This window comes from Bartonella sp. CM31XJBT (genome assembly GCF_028618555.1).
In the GTDB taxonomy this organism is placed as follows: Bacteria; Pseudomonadota; Alphaproteobacteria; order Rhizobiales; family Rhizobiaceae; genus Bartonella.
Window position 1 is genome coordinate 25,612 of record NZ_JAQITD010000012.1, and the last position, 17,050, is coordinate 42,661.

The 17,050-nt window shown below is 38.8% G+C and carries 16 protein-coding genes and 1 pseudogene; 14 read left to right on the forward strand and 3 right to left on the reverse strand.

Annotated features, from left to right (window positions below):
* Window positions 1-115: 115 nt before the first annotated feature.
* From tpiA to PVV63_RS06450, 14 genes and pseudogenes are all read left to right on the forward strand, one after another.
* Entirely contained in the window at window positions 116-880 is a 765-nt protein-coding gene (gene tpiA / locus PVV63_RS06385; protein WP_273791138.1) for a triose-phosphate isomerase, read from the forward strand.
* Between the two features lie 82 nt (window positions 881-962).
* Window positions 963-1,415: a preprotein translocase subunit SecG gene (gene secG, locus PVV63_RS06390; protein ID WP_273791139.1), complete on the forward strand. Its 453-nt coding sequence runs from the start codon at window positions 963-965 to the stop codon at window positions 1,413-1,415.
* A gap of 127 nt (window positions 1,416-1,542) precedes the next feature.
* On the forward strand, window positions 1,543-3,171 hold the full coding sequence (locus tag PVV63_RS06395; RefSeq protein WP_273791140.1) for a CTP synthase: 1,629 nt from the start codon (window positions 1,543-1,545) through the stop codon (window positions 3,169-3,171).
* A gap of 36 nt (window positions 3,172-3,207) precedes the next feature.
* Window positions 3,208-4,044 carry a 3-deoxy-8-phosphooctulonate synthase gene (kdsA, locus tag PVV63_RS06400; RefSeq protein WP_273791141.1) on the forward strand — a complete coding sequence of 279 codons (837 nt, stop codon included), beginning with the start codon at window positions 3,208-3,210 and terminating at the stop codon, window positions 4,042-4,044.
* 71 nt (window positions 4,045-4,115) lie between these two features.
* Window positions 4,116-5,402: a phosphopyruvate hydratase gene (gene eno, locus PVV63_RS06405; RefSeq protein ID WP_273791142.1), complete on the forward strand. Its 1,287-nt coding sequence runs from the start codon at window positions 4,116-4,118 to the stop codon at window positions 5,400-5,402.
* 92 nt (window positions 5,403-5,494) lie between these two features.
* Window positions 5,495-5,902 carry an NINE protein gene (locus PVV63_RS06410; RefSeq protein ID WP_273791143.1) on the forward strand — a complete coding sequence of 136 codons (408 nt, stop codon included), beginning with the start codon at window positions 5,495-5,497 and terminating at the stop codon, window positions 5,900-5,902.
* 381 nt (window positions 5,903-6,283) lie between these two features.
* Window positions 6,284-6,729, forward strand: a pseudogene (locus PVV63_RS06415) (TM2 domain-containing protein).
* Window positions 6,730-6,911: 182 nt separating this feature from the next.
* Complete coding sequence (locus tag PVV63_RS06420; RefSeq protein ID WP_012754998.1) at window positions 6,912-7,223, forward strand: septum formation initiator family protein; 312 nt, start codon at window positions 6,912-6,914, stop codon at window positions 7,221-7,223.
* Between the two features lie 136 nt (window positions 7,224-7,359).
* On the forward strand, window positions 7,360-8,400 hold the full coding sequence (gene pdhA, locus PVV63_RS06425) for a pyruvate dehydrogenase (acetyl-transferring) E1 component subunit alpha (protein ID WP_273791144.1): 1,041 nt from the start codon (window positions 7,360-7,362) through the stop codon (window positions 8,398-8,400).
* A gap of 16 nt (window positions 8,401-8,416) precedes the next feature.
* Window positions 8,417-9,784: a pyruvate dehydrogenase complex E1 component subunit beta gene (locus PVV63_RS06430; protein WP_273791145.1), complete on the forward strand. Its 1,368-nt coding sequence runs from the start codon at window positions 8,417-8,419 to the stop codon at window positions 9,782-9,784.
* 14 nt (window positions 9,785-9,798) lie between these two features.
* Window positions 9,799-11,142: a pyruvate dehydrogenase complex dihydrolipoamide acetyltransferase gene (locus PVV63_RS06435; protein WP_273791146.1), complete on the forward strand. Its 1,344-nt coding sequence runs from the start codon at window positions 9,799-9,801 to the stop codon at window positions 11,140-11,142.
* Between the two features lie 213 nt (window positions 11,143-11,355).
* A complete protein-coding gene (gene lpdA / locus PVV63_RS06440; RefSeq protein WP_273791147.1) occupies window positions 11,356-12,816 on the forward strand; it encodes a dihydrolipoyl dehydrogenase in 1,461 nt (486 codons plus the stop codon).
* 67 nt (window positions 12,817-12,883) lie between these two features.
* Window positions 12,884-13,846, forward strand: a complete 963-nt coding sequence (gene lipA, locus PVV63_RS06445; protein WP_273791148.1) for a lipoyl synthase — start codon at window positions 12,884-12,886, stop codon at window positions 13,844-13,846.
* A 2-nt stretch (window positions 13,847-13,848) separates the two neighbouring features.
* Window positions 13,849-14,310: a type II toxin-antitoxin system RatA family toxin gene (locus tag PVV63_RS06450; protein ID WP_273791149.1), complete on the forward strand. Its 462-nt coding sequence runs from the start codon at window positions 13,849-13,851 to the stop codon at window positions 14,308-14,310.
* 577 nt (window positions 14,311-14,887) lie between these two features.
* Here PVV63_RS06450 and PVV63_RS06455 read toward each other — a convergent pair.
* From PVV63_RS06455 to rirA, 3 genes are read right to left on the reverse strand one after another with little or no spacing between them, the layout of a single operon-like run.
* The gene (locus PVV63_RS06455; RefSeq protein ID WP_273791150.1) at window positions 14,888-15,376 is read right to left on the reverse strand and encodes a CinA family protein; all 489 of its coding nucleotides are present in this window, start codon (window positions 15,374-15,376) and stop codon (window positions 14,888-14,890) included.
* Window positions 15,373-16,563, reverse strand: a complete 1,191-nt coding sequence (locus PVV63_RS06460) for a bifunctional 2-C-methyl-D-erythritol 4-phosphate cytidylyltransferase/2-C-methyl-D-erythritol 2,4-cyclodiphosphate synthase (protein WP_273791165.1) — start codon at window positions 16,561-16,563, stop codon at window positions 15,373-15,375. Before PVV63_RS06460 ends, PVV63_RS06455 begins: the two co-directional genes overlap by 4 nt.
* Before the next feature lie 24 nt (window positions 16,564-16,587).
* Complete coding sequence (rirA, locus tag PVV63_RS06465) at window positions 16,588-17,031, reverse strand: iron-responsive transcriptional regulator RirA (protein WP_273791151.1); 444 nt, start codon at window positions 17,029-17,031, stop codon at window positions 16,588-16,590.
* Window positions 17,032-17,050: the final 19 nt, after the last annotated feature.

Consider the following 17,050-nt stretch of genomic DNA (forward strand, 5'->3'; position numbering starts at 1 on the left):
GTAATGGAATTTGCAATAAAGAGATGAAAGATGCAAGCTTTAAAGACTTGCTTTCATTTTATAATTTGGTAACTACAGATAAACAATGTATTGTAAGAGCTCTTGAGGTGAAAATATGTCTCAAAATATTCGGCCTTTTCTTGCTGGAAATTGGAAAATGAATGGAACGAGTGAATCGCTTGGAGAGTTGCGTGCTATTGCTACAGGCGTTAGCTCTGATCTAGGTCATCTTTTTGAGGCGCTTATTTGTGTTCCAGCAACGCTTTTATCGCGTGCTTCTAATACGCTGAATGGTGAAAATCTCCTTTTAGGAGGACAAAATTGTCACTTTGATGATCATGGTCCTTATACTGGAGATGTTTCAGCTTTTATGCTTAAAGAAGCGGGAGCAAGTCATGTTATTATTGGGCATTCAGAACGTCGTACAGTGTACCAAGAAAATGATGCGATTGTCTGTGCCAAAGTACAAGCTGCGTGGCGAGCAGGTCTTGTGGCTCTTGTGTGTATTGGTGAAACATTGGAGGAGCGTAAGAATAATAAAGTACTGGATATTCTCACGCAGCAGCTTGAAGAATCTTTACCAGATGATGCAACAGAAGAGAATACCATTATCGCTTATGAACCAGTTTGGGCGATAGGCACCGGCAATACAGCGACTCCAGAAGATATTGCAAAAGTACATCATTTCATTCGTGATAAGGTGCGCTCTCGTTTTGGTGATGAAGGCAATAAGATTCGTTTGCTTTATGGTGGATCCGTAAAGCCATCCAATGCATTTGAGCTTTTAAGCATTGCTCATGTTAATGGTGCTTTGATAGGTGGAGCAAGCTTAAAAGCGATTGATTTTTTAACTATTTGCGATGTTTGTCGTAAACTATAGCAGAGAAATTTGAGTTTCCCCTTGGATTGTGCGTTATTTATGTGTAAATAGCTATTAAAGAGTTATTTGAAGAGCAGGGTTTATGCAAACAGTACTTATAGTTATTCATTTTTTGATTGTGATTACTTTGGTTGGTGTTATATTAATTCAACCTTCAGAAGGTGGTGGGCTAGGTGTGAGTAATAGCTCAGGGTTGATGAAAACTCGTGGATCTCGAAACCCTTTAACACGTTTGACTGCTATTTTAGCCTGTTGTTTTTTTGTTGTGTCTATTGGACTTACCGTGGTGGGTAATATATCAAATTCTAGTTCTGATATCTTAAAGCGTATACCGGTTAATTCAGAACAGAATTCTACCGATAAAGGCTCAGGCTCAGTTCCATCATCAAATGATGAGTCTTCCCCTTCTGTTCTTGAACAGCTAGGAGGCACTTCGAATTCTCCGCAGGAACAGAAACAGTCCACAAATCCTGAAGCAGAAAGTCCAGTTCCACAGGTTCTTGAAAACACAGTTCCGGATAACAGTACAAAATAGTTTTTTAAGAAAATATAGACTTTTTAAAAAGGTGATTTTTTCACCTTTTTTATTTTAGAAGAAAAATTGTTTCTTTTTGCATTTTTTGCTGGAAAAATCATTATAAATTGCTTATCACCATAAGCCCATGGCACGTTATGTTTTTATTACTGGTGGTGTGGTTTCTTCCCTTGGAAAAGGCATCGCAGCGGCGGCGTTAGCAGCGTTATTACAGGCTCGTGGTTATCGCGTACGTCTTCGCAAACTTGATCCTTATTTAAATGTTGATCCAGGTACGATGTCACCTTATCAACATGGTGAAGTATTTGTGACCGATGATGGTGCAGAAACGGATCTTGATCTTGGTCATTATGAGCGTTTTACTGGGCGTTCTGCAAATAGCCAAGATAGTATTACAACAGGGCGTATTTATCGCAATATCATTGAACGAGAGCGGCGTGGTGATTATTTGGGGGCAACAGTCCAAGTTATTCCTCATGTTACAGATGAAATTAAGAGATTCATTACGATGGGAAATGAAGAATTTGATTTTGTTTTATGTGAGATAGGTGGAACGGTTGGTGATATTGAAGCAATGCCTTTTCTAGAAGCGATTCGTCAGCTTCGCAATGAGTTACCGAGACAAAATGTCGTTTATGTCCATCTCACATTAATGCCTTATATTCCTTCAGCAGGTGAATTAAAAACGAAACCAACACAACATTCTGTCAAAGAATTGCAAGCAGTTGGTATTTCTCCTGATATTTTGCTTGTACGTGCAGATCGATCTATTCCAGAAACAGAACGGTGCAAATTATCACTTTTTTGCAATGTTCGCTCCAATGCAGTCATTCAGGCATTAGATATGCCAACGATTTATGATGTTCCTATGGCATACCATAAGGAAGGTTTGGACTCTGAAGTTCTTTGCGCTTTTGGAATCGATTCGGCACCTTCCCCCAAGATGGATCGTTGGGAGGATATTACGCATCGTATTCACAATCCTGAAGGAGAAGTCACGATTGCTATTGTAGGGAAATATACGGGCTTAAAGGATGCTTATAAATCTCTTATTGAAGCGATTGCGCATGGTGGTTTAGCGAATAGAGTGAAAGTTAATATTGAGTGGATTGATTCGGAACTTTTTGAAAAAGAAGATTCTGTTTCAGCTTTACAAAAAGCCCATGGTATTTTGGTTCCAGGTGCTTTTGGGGCACGTGGGGCAGAAGGGAAGATTCGAGCAATTCAATTTGCACGAGAGCGTAAAGTTCCATTTTTAGGGATTTGTTTTGGGATGCAATTAGCTTGTATAGAAGCTGCGCGCAATATTGCACAGATTGAGAATGCTTCATCGAGTGAGTTTTGCGAAACAGACAATCCAATTGTAGGTTTAATGACAGAATGGCTTAAAGGAGACGTCCTTGAAAAACGTACAAGAAATGGTGATCTCGGCGGTTCGATGCGCCTTGGTGCTTTTGCTGCTGAATTAAAAGAAGAGAGTCATATTGCTCAAATTTATGGGATGACCAAGATTGTCGAGCGACATCGTCATCGTTATGAGGTCAATATTGATTATAAGGATAAGTTAGAACAGTGTGGTTTGATTTTTTCTGGGATGTCTCCTGATGGTATTTTACCAGAAACGATAGAATATGTAGATCATCCATGGTTTATTGGTGTTCAATATCATCCAGAATTAAAATCCCGTCCTTTTGATCCACATCCGCTTTTTTCTTCTTTTATTGAAGCTGCTGTAGAACAAAGTCGATTAGTTTAATGCATAAATTGGGTTACTTTGCTCTTGAGGGATAAAATGACTAAACCAAATGCCCGTGTGAAAGTTGGAAATATGATTTTTTCAAATGAAATGCCTCTTTCATTAATTGCAGGGCCGTGTCAGATGGAAAGTCGTGATCATGCTTTTGAAATGGCTGGTCGTATTAAAACAATTACCGATCAGCTTGGTATCGGGTTTGTTTATAAATCAAGTTACGATAAAGCCAACAGAACCTCTTTGGGGGCGGCACGTGGTATTGGTCTTGAAAAAGCAATGTCCATTTTTTCTGATTTAAAAAAAGAGTTTAATTGTCCCATATTAACTGATGTGCATACAGAAGAGCAATGTACAATTGTTTCTTCTACAGTTGATATTTTACAAATACCGGCTTTTTTATGTCGTCAAACAGATCTTTTGGTAGCAGCAGCCAAAACAGAATGTGTTATTAACATTAAAAAAGGTCAGTTTTTAGCGCCGTGGGACATGGAGAATGTTTTAAAAAAGGTTGTTTACAGTGGTAATCCGAATGTTATGCTTTGTGAGCGAGGCACGTCATTTGGTTACAACCGACTTATTTCTGATATGCGTTCGTTGCCTATTTTACGTTCATTTGGTGCTCCTGTTATTTTTGATGCAACGCATTCTGTTCAAGAACCTGGAGGGCAGGGGGCTTCATCTGGTGGGCAGCGTCAATTTGTTGAAATTTTAGCGCGTGCAGCTGTCTCTGTTGGGGTAGCTGGTATTTTTTTAGAAACACATCAAGATCCAGATAATGCACCTTCTGATGGACCCAATATGGTTAAAGTTGATGATTTACAAAGATTGCTTGAGACTTTAATGGAATTTGATTATCTGTCAAAAAAGTTGAGTTGAGAAGAGAAAAAATATTTCATTAATAGGGCATTATAAATGAATCGAGACTTTTATTGGATAAGGAAACACATATGACTATAATTGTCGATATCATTGGGCGTGAAGTTCTTGATAGCCGTGGTAATCCAACGGTAGAAGTTGATGTTCATTTGGAGAATGGAGCTTTTGGTCGCGCTCTGGTTCCTTCGGGAGCTTCAACAGGAGCACACGAGGCTATAGAGCTTCGTGATGGTGGTTTGCGCTATCAAGGGAAAGGTGTTGAAAAAGCGGTTGCTGCAGTTAATGGCGAAATTCTTGAAGAACTTGGTGGGCGGGATGCAACAAATCAAATTGCTATTGATCAAGCAATGATTGCTTTGGATGGAACGCCAAACAAAGCCCGTCTTGGTGCCAATGCACTTCTTGGTGTTTCATTAGCTGTTGCAAAAGCAGCTGCGGATTCATTAAATTTACCTTTGTATCGTTATATTGGTGGTACACAAGCGCATATTCTTCCAACCCCCATGATGAATATTATTAATGGTGGCGTTCATGCTGATAATTTGATTGATTTTCAAGAGTTTATGATTATCCCTATAGGAGCTCCTACTGTAAGAGAAGCTATCCGTTATGGCGCTGAGATTTTCCATGCATTGAAAAAGCGTTTAAAAGATGCGGGTTATAATACCAATGTTGGTGATGAAGGTGGTTTTGCACCTCAATTTAAAAGTGCTGATCAAGCAATTGATTTTATTATGGAATCTATCATGATATGTGGCTATAAACCAGGTGAACAAATTGCCATTGGTTTAGACTGTGCTTCAACCGAATTTTATAAAAATGGTTCATATTTTTATAAAGGTGAGGGGAAATGCCGTGACATCCAAGAGCAGGTAGATTATTTAGCACATCTTGTGAAAAATTATCCTATTATTACAATTGAAGATGGAATGGCAGAGGATGATTGGGAAGGTTGGAAGCTACTTACTGACACAATTGGAGAAAAATGTCAGCTTGTTGGCGATGATTTGTTTGTAACGAATTCAGCACGTTTGCATGATGGTATCAAAATGGGGGTAGGCAATTCTATTCTCATAAAAGTTAATCAAATTGGTACATTGAGTGAAACACTTGATGCTGTAGAAGTAGCACATAAAGCAGGTTATCGTGCTATTATATCTCATCGTTCAGGCGAAACAGAGGATTCTTTCATTGCAGATCTTGCGGTTGCAACGAATTGTGGACAAATTAAAACAGGTTCTCTTGCACGTTCGGATAGATTAGCCAAATACAATCAACTTATTCGTATTGAAGAAATGCTAGGAGCCCAAGCGCGTTATGCTGGTGATTTAGTGTATAGTTCTGAGCACAAAATATGAAAGTATAAGATCATTTAGATTATGAAATTGAGATTTCTTATCAAAGGCATATACGCAATAATTTTTAAGTGTTTAAATTTATAGGGATTAAGATGAGAGGTATAATTATTAGTCAAGATCAAGGAACTTATCTCGTTGCTGGTGATGATGGTAAACGTTATCAGTTTGCGACTTGGGATTGGTTGGGAAAGAATCCACCAAGGATTGGTGATGCTGTTGATTTTGTCTGTGAAGGGGGGGGTGTCAGTTCTGTTTTTCCATTGTTGAGATCAGGTACAGAGAACACAAAGATAATGTTCGCACTGCTTTGTTGGGTTGCAGGTATCTTTGGTGTCCATCGCTTTATGGTTGGTAAAGTTAGGACTGGTGCTTTAATGCTAGTTCTATCTTTATCATTGTTTGGATTGATAATTACCGGCATTTGGGCAATTGTTGATTTTATAGTCATTCTTGGTGGAAGATTTACGGATAAAGATGGAAATCAGATTACAGATTTGTGAAAATCTTATAATAAAAAAAGGTAATTTAGCTCGCTTTTTATTTTTATAAATATATTAAGTTGCATAATGCAAGATTATTGTACTCTATTTCTTTAATGTGAGATATTAAGAGAAATATGCACAATTGAATAAAAGTATTGAAAAAGACTGTGCTATTTTATGTGGGTAAAACAACGACGTAAATCAACTAAGGTTGTTTTGTATTGCTGCTTATAGCAGCAGAAAGCGTTAGATCATTGGAGGGCAAAACTATTTTAATTTCATGTTTATCACGGTGAGTACGAATTGTATTTACACCGTGAGGTTAATCCGCATATTATCGAATTGAAATTAATCTCTTTATGAATAACACATAAGGAGCAGCTTTATAGGTGGGCAAGAATGAAAGGTAAGATTATTGGTCATGATCAAGGAGATTATTTCATTTCAGGGGCTGATGGTAAGCGCTATCAATTTGCGAATTGGGATTGGTCAGGAAAAACGCTGCCGAAGGTTGGTGACGTCGTTGATTTTGTGTGTGAAGGTGATACCATTAAATCTATTTTCCCTATCTTGACTGAAGGTCAGTCACAGCAATCAAAAGTGACGTTAGCGGTCGTTTGTTTTTTCTAGGTGGACTAGGGATTCATCGTTTTATTGTTGGTAAAGTTGGAACTGGCATTGTAATGCTTCTTATAAATATACTAAGTATAATCAGTCTACCATTTACTTTTGGGTTAGGGATTATAGGGATTATTTTTATAATTACACCTTGGGTATTGATTGATTTTATAGTCATTTTAACAGGAAATTTTAAAGACAAAGATGGGTGTAAAATCACAAGTTAGTGGGATATCCAATATTTGTAATACAAAAAGTGGGGCATTCAGCTTACTTTGATTGTATTAAGGGGGGATAAATTGAAATAACAAATTATTTTGGTGTAGATTTGGTAATGAGGTATTAATCAAAATCATGCATAGTTGAGCAAAATATTAAAAAATTTGTGCTGTAAAGACTGTGCTATTTTATGTGGACAAAGCAGAAACGTCGATCAATCAAAGTACGCTTTGTACTACCTCTTATGACGGTGGGAGTCTTAAGCTATTTCAGTTATCACATTTATCATGGTGAGTATGGATTGTATTCACGCAGTGAAGTTAATCAGCATATTAGCGAATTAGAAAAGGAGCTTCATAAAATAGAAGCTGAGCGGATATTCATGGAAAAGCGTATTTCTCTTTTACGCAATGGGCATATAGAAAAAGATATGTTGGATGAGTATGTCCGAAAGAATTTGAACTTTTCTAAGCCAAATGAACTGACAATCTTAATACCTTGAAATTGATACTAAAGGTAAATGAAAAATCGCTTAATTTAAACAACAATCAGCAATGATATTGTTTAAGCCGATTGATAAGGCTTGTAACTTTTGTTCGTAAAGGTTATTCCTAAATAATCATAAAAGGGAGTTTAATATGGCAGAACGACTTAAAAAAAATTCTGCGTCGGCGGCGCGCACTGCATTATCAAGCACCACAAAGAAAGCACCAATAGCAGATTTTACAAAAGAAGAAGAAATTGATGCTTATCGTGAAATGCTTTTAATTCGCCGTTTTGAAGAAAAAGCAGGACAACTTTATGGTATGGGGCTTATTGGGGGATTTTGTCACCTTTATATTGGTCAGGAAGCCGTTGTTATAGGAACATTGAAAGCGGCAAAAGAAGGTGATCAGGTTATTACGTCTTACCGTGATCATGGTCATATGTTAGCGGTTGGGATGAGTCCGCGTGGTGTCATGGCAGAATTAACGGGGCGCCAAGGTGGCTTTTCCAAAGGGAAAGGTGGCTCGATGCATATGTTCTCTAAAGAAAAGAACTTTTATGGAGGACATGGTATTGTTGGTGCGCAGGTTCCCATTGGTTCAGGTTTGGCATTTTCGAATCAGTACCTTGGTAAAGATAATGTGACATTGGTTTATTTTGGTGATGGTGCTGCAAATCAGGGGCAGGTTTACGAGAGTTTTAATATGGCTTCACTTTGGAAGCTTCCCGTTGTTTATATTATTGAAAACAATCAGTATGCTATGGGAACGTCAGTTTCACGTGCATCTGCAGAAACTGATTTTTCCCGACGTGGTCTTTCTTTTGAAATTCCAGGTATTGTTGTTGACGGTATGGATGTTCGATCAGTAAAAGGAGCTGCTGATGAAGCAATTTCTTGGGCACGCTCAGGTAAAGGACCGATCATTCTTGATATGCAGACCTATCGCTATCGTGGTCATTCCATGTCTGACCCAGCAAAATATCGTTCAAAGGAAGAAGTCCAAAAAATAAAAGAGGAGCACGATCCGATTGATCAAGTAAAAAGTCGGATTCTTAAAAAAAATTGGGCGAGCGAAGACGATTTAAAATCTATTGAGAAAGAGGTCCGTGCAATTGTTGCTGATGCGGTAGATTTTGCACAAAGTGATCAAGAGCCAGATGCTTCTGAGCTCTATACTGATATTTTAGTTTGATGCGAGGGAAGCAAGTATGTCTATTGATATTTTGATGCCGGCGCTTTCACCAACTATGGAAGAAGGTAAACTGTCTAAATGGCTCAAGAAAGAAGGTGATAAGGTTAGCTCTGGCGATGTTATTGCTGAAATTGAAACGGATAAGGCTACAATGGAAGTAGAGGCCGTTGATGAAGGTACTCTTGGTAAAATTTTTGTGCCTGAAGGTTCAGAAGGCGTAAGGGTTAACACTGTTATTGCAATTTTGTTAGAAGAAGGTGAGCGTGCTGAGGATATTTCGCAACCTACGGATACAGCACAAAAACCTAAGGAATCTGCTCTTTCTCTACCTTTGTCAGTTCCGCAGGCTGCTCCTACTTTTGATACATCTCTTAATTTTGATATTCCAGCGGGAACACAAATGGTTACAATGACAGTTCGTGAAGCGCTTAATCAGGCTTTGGCTGAAGAAATGCGGCGTGATGAAACAGTTTTTCTTATGGGGGAAGAAGTCGCGCAATATCAAGGTGCCTATAAGGTTAGTCAGGGTTTGTTGGAAGAATTCGGAGAACGCCGAGTTATTGATACCCCAATTACAGAGCACGGCTTTGCTGGGCTGGCTGTCGGGGCTGCTTTTGGTGGGTTACGTCCTATTGTCGAGTTTATGACTTTTAATTTTGCGATGCAGGCGATGGACCAAATTATTAACTCAGCAGCCAAAACACGTTATATGTCTGGTGGACAAATGACCGCTCCTATGGTTTTCCGAGGTCCCAATGGTGCGGCTGCCCGTGTTGGTGCTCAACATTCTCAATGCTATGCTGCATGGTATAGTCATGTACCAGGTCTGAAAGTTGTCATGCCTTATAGTGCTGCAGATGCAAAAGGTTTGCTGAAAGCTGCTATTCGTGATGATAATCCTGTTATTTTCCTTGAAAATGAGATTTTGTATGGGCATCAATTTGATGTTCCTCAACTGGATGATTTTCTTTTGCCTATTGGTAAGGCGCGTATTCATAAGTCTGGACAAGATGTGACGATTGTTGCATGTGGAATTGGGATGCATTATGCTGTTCAAGCGTTACCAGAAATTGAAAAACTTGGTATTGATGTTGAATTGATTGATTTACGAACCATTCGCCCTATGGATCTTCCAACAATTCTTTCGTCAGTTAAAAAAACAGGTCGTTTGGTAACAATTGAAGAGGGATTTCCTCAGTCATCCGTGGGAACTGAAATAGCAACGCGTGTTATGCAGCAGGCTTTTGACTATCTTGATGCGCCAATTGCTACGATTTCTGGCAAAGATGTTCCGATGCCTTATGCCGCTAATCTTGAGAAGTTGGCTTTGCCTAATACTGCTGAAATTATTGAGGCAGTTCAGGCTGTGACATACAGAACATAACGGAGGAAAGCATAATGCCCATTAAAATTACAATGCCAGCGCTTTCCCCTACGATGGAAGAGGGAAATTTAACAAAATGGAATATTAAGGAGGGAGATAAGGTTTCCTCTGGTGATGTTATTGCTGAAATTGAGACGGATAAAGCGACAATGGAAGTCGAAGCCGTTGATGAAGGTAGGGTTGCTAAAATTGTTGTTCCTGCTGGAACACAAGGCGTTAAAGTAAATGCTTTAATTGTTGTTTTAGCAGAAGAAGGTGAAGATTTAGCTGAAGCTGCAAAAGTTACAGAAGAAATCTCTTCTTCTACAAGACAAGAATCAGAGGGCATCAAACAGACAGATTCTCTGAAACAGACGGACTCAAAGGGAATAAAAATGTCTCATGAATCATCAACTGGGCAATTAATACAGCAAGATAAAAAAGAAGCTCGTCTTTTTGCCTCTCCCTTAGCGCGGCGATTAGCATCTCAGGCAGGTCTTGATTTATCCCTTATTTCTGGAAGTGGTCCGCATGGGCGTATTATTAAGCGCGATGTGGAAAAAGCTGTGAGCAGCGATATTTCTAAAGTGTCTTATTCATCACAGATAGGGGAGCTAACAGCTACAGGTGCTTCAGACAAACAGATATTGAAACTCTTCAAAGAGGATGAATATAGCTTCGTTCCCCATAATAATATGCGTAAAACAATCGCGACACGTTTGGTGGAATCAAAACAGAAAGTCCCACATTTCTATGTAACGGTAGATTGTGAACTTGATGCGCTATTAGCACTGCGTACACAACTGAATGCTGCTGCACCAATGGTTAAAAGGCAAGAAGAAACTCAGCCTACTTATAAGCTTTCTGTTAATGATATGGTGATCAAAGCTGTCGCACTTTCTTTGAAAGCGGTTCCTGATGCGAATGTCTCTTGGCTTGAAGGTGGGATGATTCATCATAAACATTGTGATGTTGGGGTTGCTGTTTCCATTCCCAATGGATTAATTACACCGATTATTCGCCATGCAGAGGAAAAGCCGTTATCACTTATTTCCAAAGAGATGAAGGATTTTGCAAAGCGTGCGCGCGAGGGCAAGTTAAAAATGGAAGAATATCAGGGTGGAACAACAGCTGTATCAAATATGGGGATGTATGGTATAAAAAGTTTTTCTGCTATTCTTAATCCACCGCATGCGACGATTTTTGCGATTGGAGCAGGGGAGCAGCGCGCCGTTGTTAAAAATGATGCATTAGTCGTTGCGACAGTTATGTCAGTTACGATTTCTGCTGATCATCGTGCTGTCGATGGTGCTTTAGCAGCAGAGATCGCGCGGACTTTTAAGAAGATGATTGAAAATCCATTAGCAATGTTGGTTTGAACTGTTTAACAGTTCTTCACGTAAATTGTGAGAGAGTGTATTAAGAGAATAAAAGCAAATTTAACGAGTTTGAAGAGCAATGTTATTGCTATTTCTGGTTTGGGTAAAGCATTTACGTAAGCAAAAGACATAAGATAATTCTGTCATGTTATTTTGCAGACTTAAGTTCAAAAAGTGCATATCCGTTTTATATATATCCATGGAGGAATTACTGTGGCAAATCTTTATGATGTAATTGTGATTGGATCAGGTCCAGGCGGATATGTAACCGCAATTCGTGCAGCACAATGTGGCTTTAAGACTGCGATTGTTGAACGTGAACATTTGGGAGGGATCTGTTTAAATTGGGGATGTATTCCAACAAAGGCCCTTCTACGTTCAGCGGAAATGAAACATTTTGCTGAACATGCGAAAAATTATGGACTAAAAATTAATGGTTCCATTGAGGCAAACATCAAAGATGTTGTGGCACGTTCACGCGGTGTTTCAGCACGTTTAAATGCTGGTGTTGATTTTCTAATGAAAAAAAACAAAATTGATATTATTTGGGGTGAAGCAAAGCTTACTAAAGAAGCAAAGGGAAGCCATCCTGCGGAAATTATGGTTTCTTCATCCTCCAAGCCGATTATGCAACCGCAAAATCCAGTCCCTAAAGGGACGTTAGGGGAGGGAACTTATCAAGCAAAACATATCATTATTGCAACAGGTGCACGTCCTCGTGTCCTTCCTGGTATTGAGCCAGATGGAAAACTCATTTGGACTTATTTTGAAGCTATGATACCGTCATCAATGCCAAAATCGCTTTTGGTTATAGGGTCTGGGGCTATTGGCATTGAATTTGCCTCTTTTTACCGTGATATGGGGGCGACAGTAACTGTTGTTGAAATGATGCCCCATATCATGCCTGCTGAAGATATTGAAATTTCAATGTTTGCTCGTAAACAGTTAGAGAAAAGAGGTTTACGCATTCTTCGTCAAGCAAAAGTAACAAAGGTTGAAAAGTCTTCCGATTCTGTGACTGTACATATTGATGTTCAAGGTAAAATAGAGACAATAACTGTTGACCGGTTAATTTCCGCTGTAGGGGTGAAAGGTAATATTGAGAATCTTGGTTTAGAATCTTTGGGAATAAAAACCGATCGCGGGTGCATTGTAACTGATGAATGGAGTTGGACGGGGGTGGAAGGCATTTATGCTATTGGTGATGTAGCAGGTCCTCCTATGTTGGCCCATAAAGCAGAAGAAGAAGGAGTGATATGTATTGAGCATCTTGCAGGTTTGAAGAGTGCTCATCCGCTTGATAAAAGAAAAATTCCAGGGTGTACATATTGTACACCACAGGTTGCCTCTGTAGGGCTTTCAGAAGCGGCTGCAAAAGAAGCAGGTTATGATATACGTATTGGTCGTTATTCTTTTGCTGCGAATGGTAAGGCGATTGCTTTGGGTGAAGATCAGGGGTTAGTAAAAACGATTTTTGATAAAAAAACAGGACAGCTTCTCGGGGCCCATATGGTAGGGGCTGAGGTAACAGAATTGATACAGGGTTTTGTTATTGCTATGAATCTTGAAACAACAGAAGAAGAATTAATGCATACTGTCTTTCCACATCCGACCTTATCGGAAATGATGAAAGAAAGTGTATTAGATGCTTATGGTCAAGTTTTAAACGCTTGATGACTGGATTGTATGAAAAATTTTATATTTTTGATTGTTACTTCGTATTTATAAGGCAAAGGCTTAAATGGTTACGGTTGTTGATAGAGTTACAAATAGACGTTTGCGTCATCCTGAAAAGGCACATCGTCCTGATACAAGCGTTCAAAAAAAGCCAGATTGGATTCGTGTAAAAGCGCCAACATCACCAATTTATAAGGAAACACATGGTATTGTACGTACGCATAAGTTAGTGACTGTATGCGAAGAAGCTGGTTGCCCTAATATTGGCGAATGTTGGAGCCAGAGGCATGCTAGCTTTATGATTTTAGGTGAAATATGTACGCGTGCTTGTGCTTTTTGTAACGTTGCAACAGGTATTCCACTTGCCGTTGATGATAATGAGCCAGAACGTGTCGCCGATGCTGTTGCACGGATGGAATTAAAACATGTTGTCATTACATCTGTTGATCGTGATGATCTTGCTGATGGTGGTGCTGAGCATTTTGCAAAAGTTATTTATGCGATTCGTCAAAAAACTCCTAAAACAACAATTGAAGTTCTTACACCTGATTTTCGTCATAAGGATGGCGCTTTAGAAGTTGTTGTTGCTGCTAAGCCTGATGTTTTTAATCATAACTTAGAAACAGTTCCTTCTAAATATTTGAAGGTCCGTCCAGGGGCGCGTTATTTTCATTCAATTCGTTTATTACAACGCGTTAAAGAACTTGATCCAACAATTTTTACAAAATCGGGAATTATGGTTGGCCTTGGGGAGGAGCGAAATGAGATTTTGCAATTGATGGATGATTTGCGCGCTGCTGATGTTGACTTTATGACAATTGGACAATATTTGCAGCCTACACGAAAACATCATCCAGTTGTTCGTTTTGTGCCTCCTGAAGAATTTGAGTCTTTTGCCAAGATTGGTAAAGTAAAAGGATTTTTACATATGGCTTCCAATCCTCTGACGCGTTCATCTCATCACGCTGGAGATGATTTTGCCATTTTGCAAAAAGCGCGTGATGAAAAATTTTCCTTACAGAGATAATTATGCCGATTTTTACAATACATCGGCAGATCACCCATAGTGCCAGTGAAATGTTTGATCTGGTTTCAGATATTGAGCGTTATCCTGAATTTTTACCAATGTGTGAGTCTTTAATAATACGTTCTCGAAAAGAATATGGAAAAAAAATATTGCTTCTTGCGGATATGACCGTTGGCTATAAGATTATTCGTGAAACTTTTACGACTCAAGTATTTCTTCAGCCGGAAAAAAGTCTTATAGAAGTTAAATATATTGATGGTCCATTCAAATATCTTGAAAATCGTTGGGCCTTTCATGATATTGAAAATACCAATGCATGTAATGTAGAGTTTTTTATTGATTATGAATTTAAAAGTAAAACGCTTGGATTAGTGATGGGCTCAATGTTTGATATTGCGTTTCGTAAATTTACCGAGGCTTTTGAGAAGCGTGCGCATCAGATTTATGGCTCTACGGTAACATAGTCTATTCTGTTATTTTTTAACAATACGTATTGCTTATAACAGCGTGAAGGTGAAAACCGGTTTCCATCTTTACTATTTGTTTTTAATTCAGCTTTCAAAAGCATATTGAAGGAACATCATTTTAAATGATGAAGATGATGTACAGCTTCACTCTTTTGTTTCTCTCTTTTTTAATGGATACACATCCGTTAAACAGAACGCCCAAATAGAACATACTTGCGTCATACCCATTTCATAATAGTGCTCATAATAAATAGTATAGATCCTTCGTAAAAGCATATAAACTCCACATCTGTACGTTTATGAACAAGTCAGCCTGCACCATTTATTTGCCATCTCTCAAGATGTTGCGCCAGCTCTTAGCACTTGAGAGAGAGGTACAAGTGTCCCTTTCTTTAATCATTTTATTTACTACAGTTTTTTTCTCTTGTGGCGTGCAAGTGAATAAATTTGATTAATTCAACCTACACAGGGCTGAAGTGAGATAACTTTACGCTATTCAGGTCTTTCATTTTCAAGTTGTGGGCGACTATAGACTCAATGTGGAATAGAGAATTTTGAAATTAGTATGGGGAATTCAGTGAAGTAATTCCAGAATCATTTTAAAAACATTTTCAACAGTTGCATGGCGGATAGCATTGCGATTAAGATGAGCAAAGTGCATTTCTTTGTGCAGGGGGGGGTGATTTTTATAAGCTATTGCGCAATGCACAAGTCCTACAGGTTTATCAAGACTTGCACCTCCTGGACCAGCAATCCCTGTTACAGAAACTGCAATGTCAGCTTGTGAATGTTTTAATCCACCCTCCGCCATTACAAGAGCAACTTCTTTTGAAACGGCACCATAGGTTCTTATAAGTTCAGCACAAACGCCAACAAGGCGTGTTTTGGATTCATTTGAATAAACAACAAATCCACAATCGAGAACATCTGACGATCCTGCAATATTTGTGAGGCTTGCAGCAATGAGTCCCCCTGTACAAGACTCTACAGTTGTTAACAGTAAACCTTTTTGGCGAAAGGTATTAAGGACTTCATGTGCTTGTTTTTCACAAAGATATGTCATTGGGGAATTTCTCCTGAATAAAGAACGCTCGCTGTTGCAAGAGCAGCAATTCCCTCACCACGACCAATAAATCCAAGCTTTTCATTTGTTGTTGCTTTGATAGAGATTCGATCAGGTGTCATTGCAAGTATTGTCATAAGATTTTCTGTCATAGCATGACGATAGGGACCAATTTTAGGATTTTCAGCGATAATTGTGATATCAACATTGGCGATACGACCATCTGCTTGTTTTATAATATCGAGAGCATGACGGAGAAAAATTTCTGATGATACATTTTTCCATTGAGGATCAGAGGGAGGAAAATGTGTACCGATATCTCCAGCACCTTGAGTTGCAAGAAGGGCATCTGTTAATGCATGAAGAGCAACATCCGCATCGGAGTGTCCATTTAATTTTTTATGAAAAGGGATTTTTATACCACATAATATAAGAAAATCACCATCTTCAAAAGAGTGAACATCATAACCATTGCCGGTACGGATATCAGGAAACATTTGCATTTTCTTTTGGAGATATAAATGTGCAGTATTAAAATCTTCATGCCATGTAATTTTTATGTTGTTAGGATCCCCAGGAACGGTACGCATAGGAATTCCAAACCATTCGGCAATTGCAGAATCGTCAGTGAATTCTTGTTTGCAAGCTTGTTTTGCTTGTTTATGGGCCGCTAAGATATGTTCAAAGGGAAAACACTGTGGAGTTTGTGCACTATAAAGATGGGTACGGGGAATTGTTTCTAAAACATGCTGATTATTTATACGTTTAAGGGTATCAGAGATGGGCAGAACAGGAAGAACACCTTCTTGAGGCGTGATAGTGTTGTGAATGTTATTAAAAAGCTTGTTTTCAATAAAAGGGCGTGCACCATCATGAATATGCACATATTGGGGGGAAAATTTTTTAAGTGCCTGAAGTCCATGTAAGGTAGAGATTTGACGTGTATTGCCTCCTTCAACAATAATAAGGCGCTCTTTAAAATCGCCAATAGCTTGTTCACAGATTTGACGATCTTCTGGATGAATAACAAGGATAATTGTTGTGATAGCTGGATGCTGCAAAAAACAATGCACGGTATGATAAATAATCGGCTTTTGTCCTAGAAGCCGATATTGTTTTGGAATTTTATAGGGAGATCCTGCTCTTTCACCCCGTCCAGCGGCTAATATTATTGCTGCAATAGAAATACTTAATCTCCTTGTATTATAATCTTAGTTTTCTTTTTTGTCATTAATTTTAAAATGATTTTGAAAGGATGGTTGTTGTAGATCAGCAAGGGATATCATGGACAACACCTCAAAAAAAGCATTTAATGCTTTTTGAAGTGCGGTATTTAAACCACAAAAATCAAACAAGGGGCAAGTTGGTTCTGCAGTATCGAAACATTCTGCTAGGGAAAAGTTGTCTTCTGTTACTTTCACAACATCAGCGACTGAAATCTCTGCTGCGGGTTTAGCCAATCTAACTCCACCATTGCGTCCACGCACTGTTTGTATAAAACCTGCTTGAACAAGCAGCTGAAGGATTTTAAATAAAAAAAGTTCTGAAACGGCATATGCTTTAGCAATTTCTGGAACACGACTGAGAGTTCCCTGATTATCTGCACAATACATGAGCATTCGAAGAGCATAATTTGTTTGTTTTGTTAATCGCATCTCATTTCCTTCGTAAAGT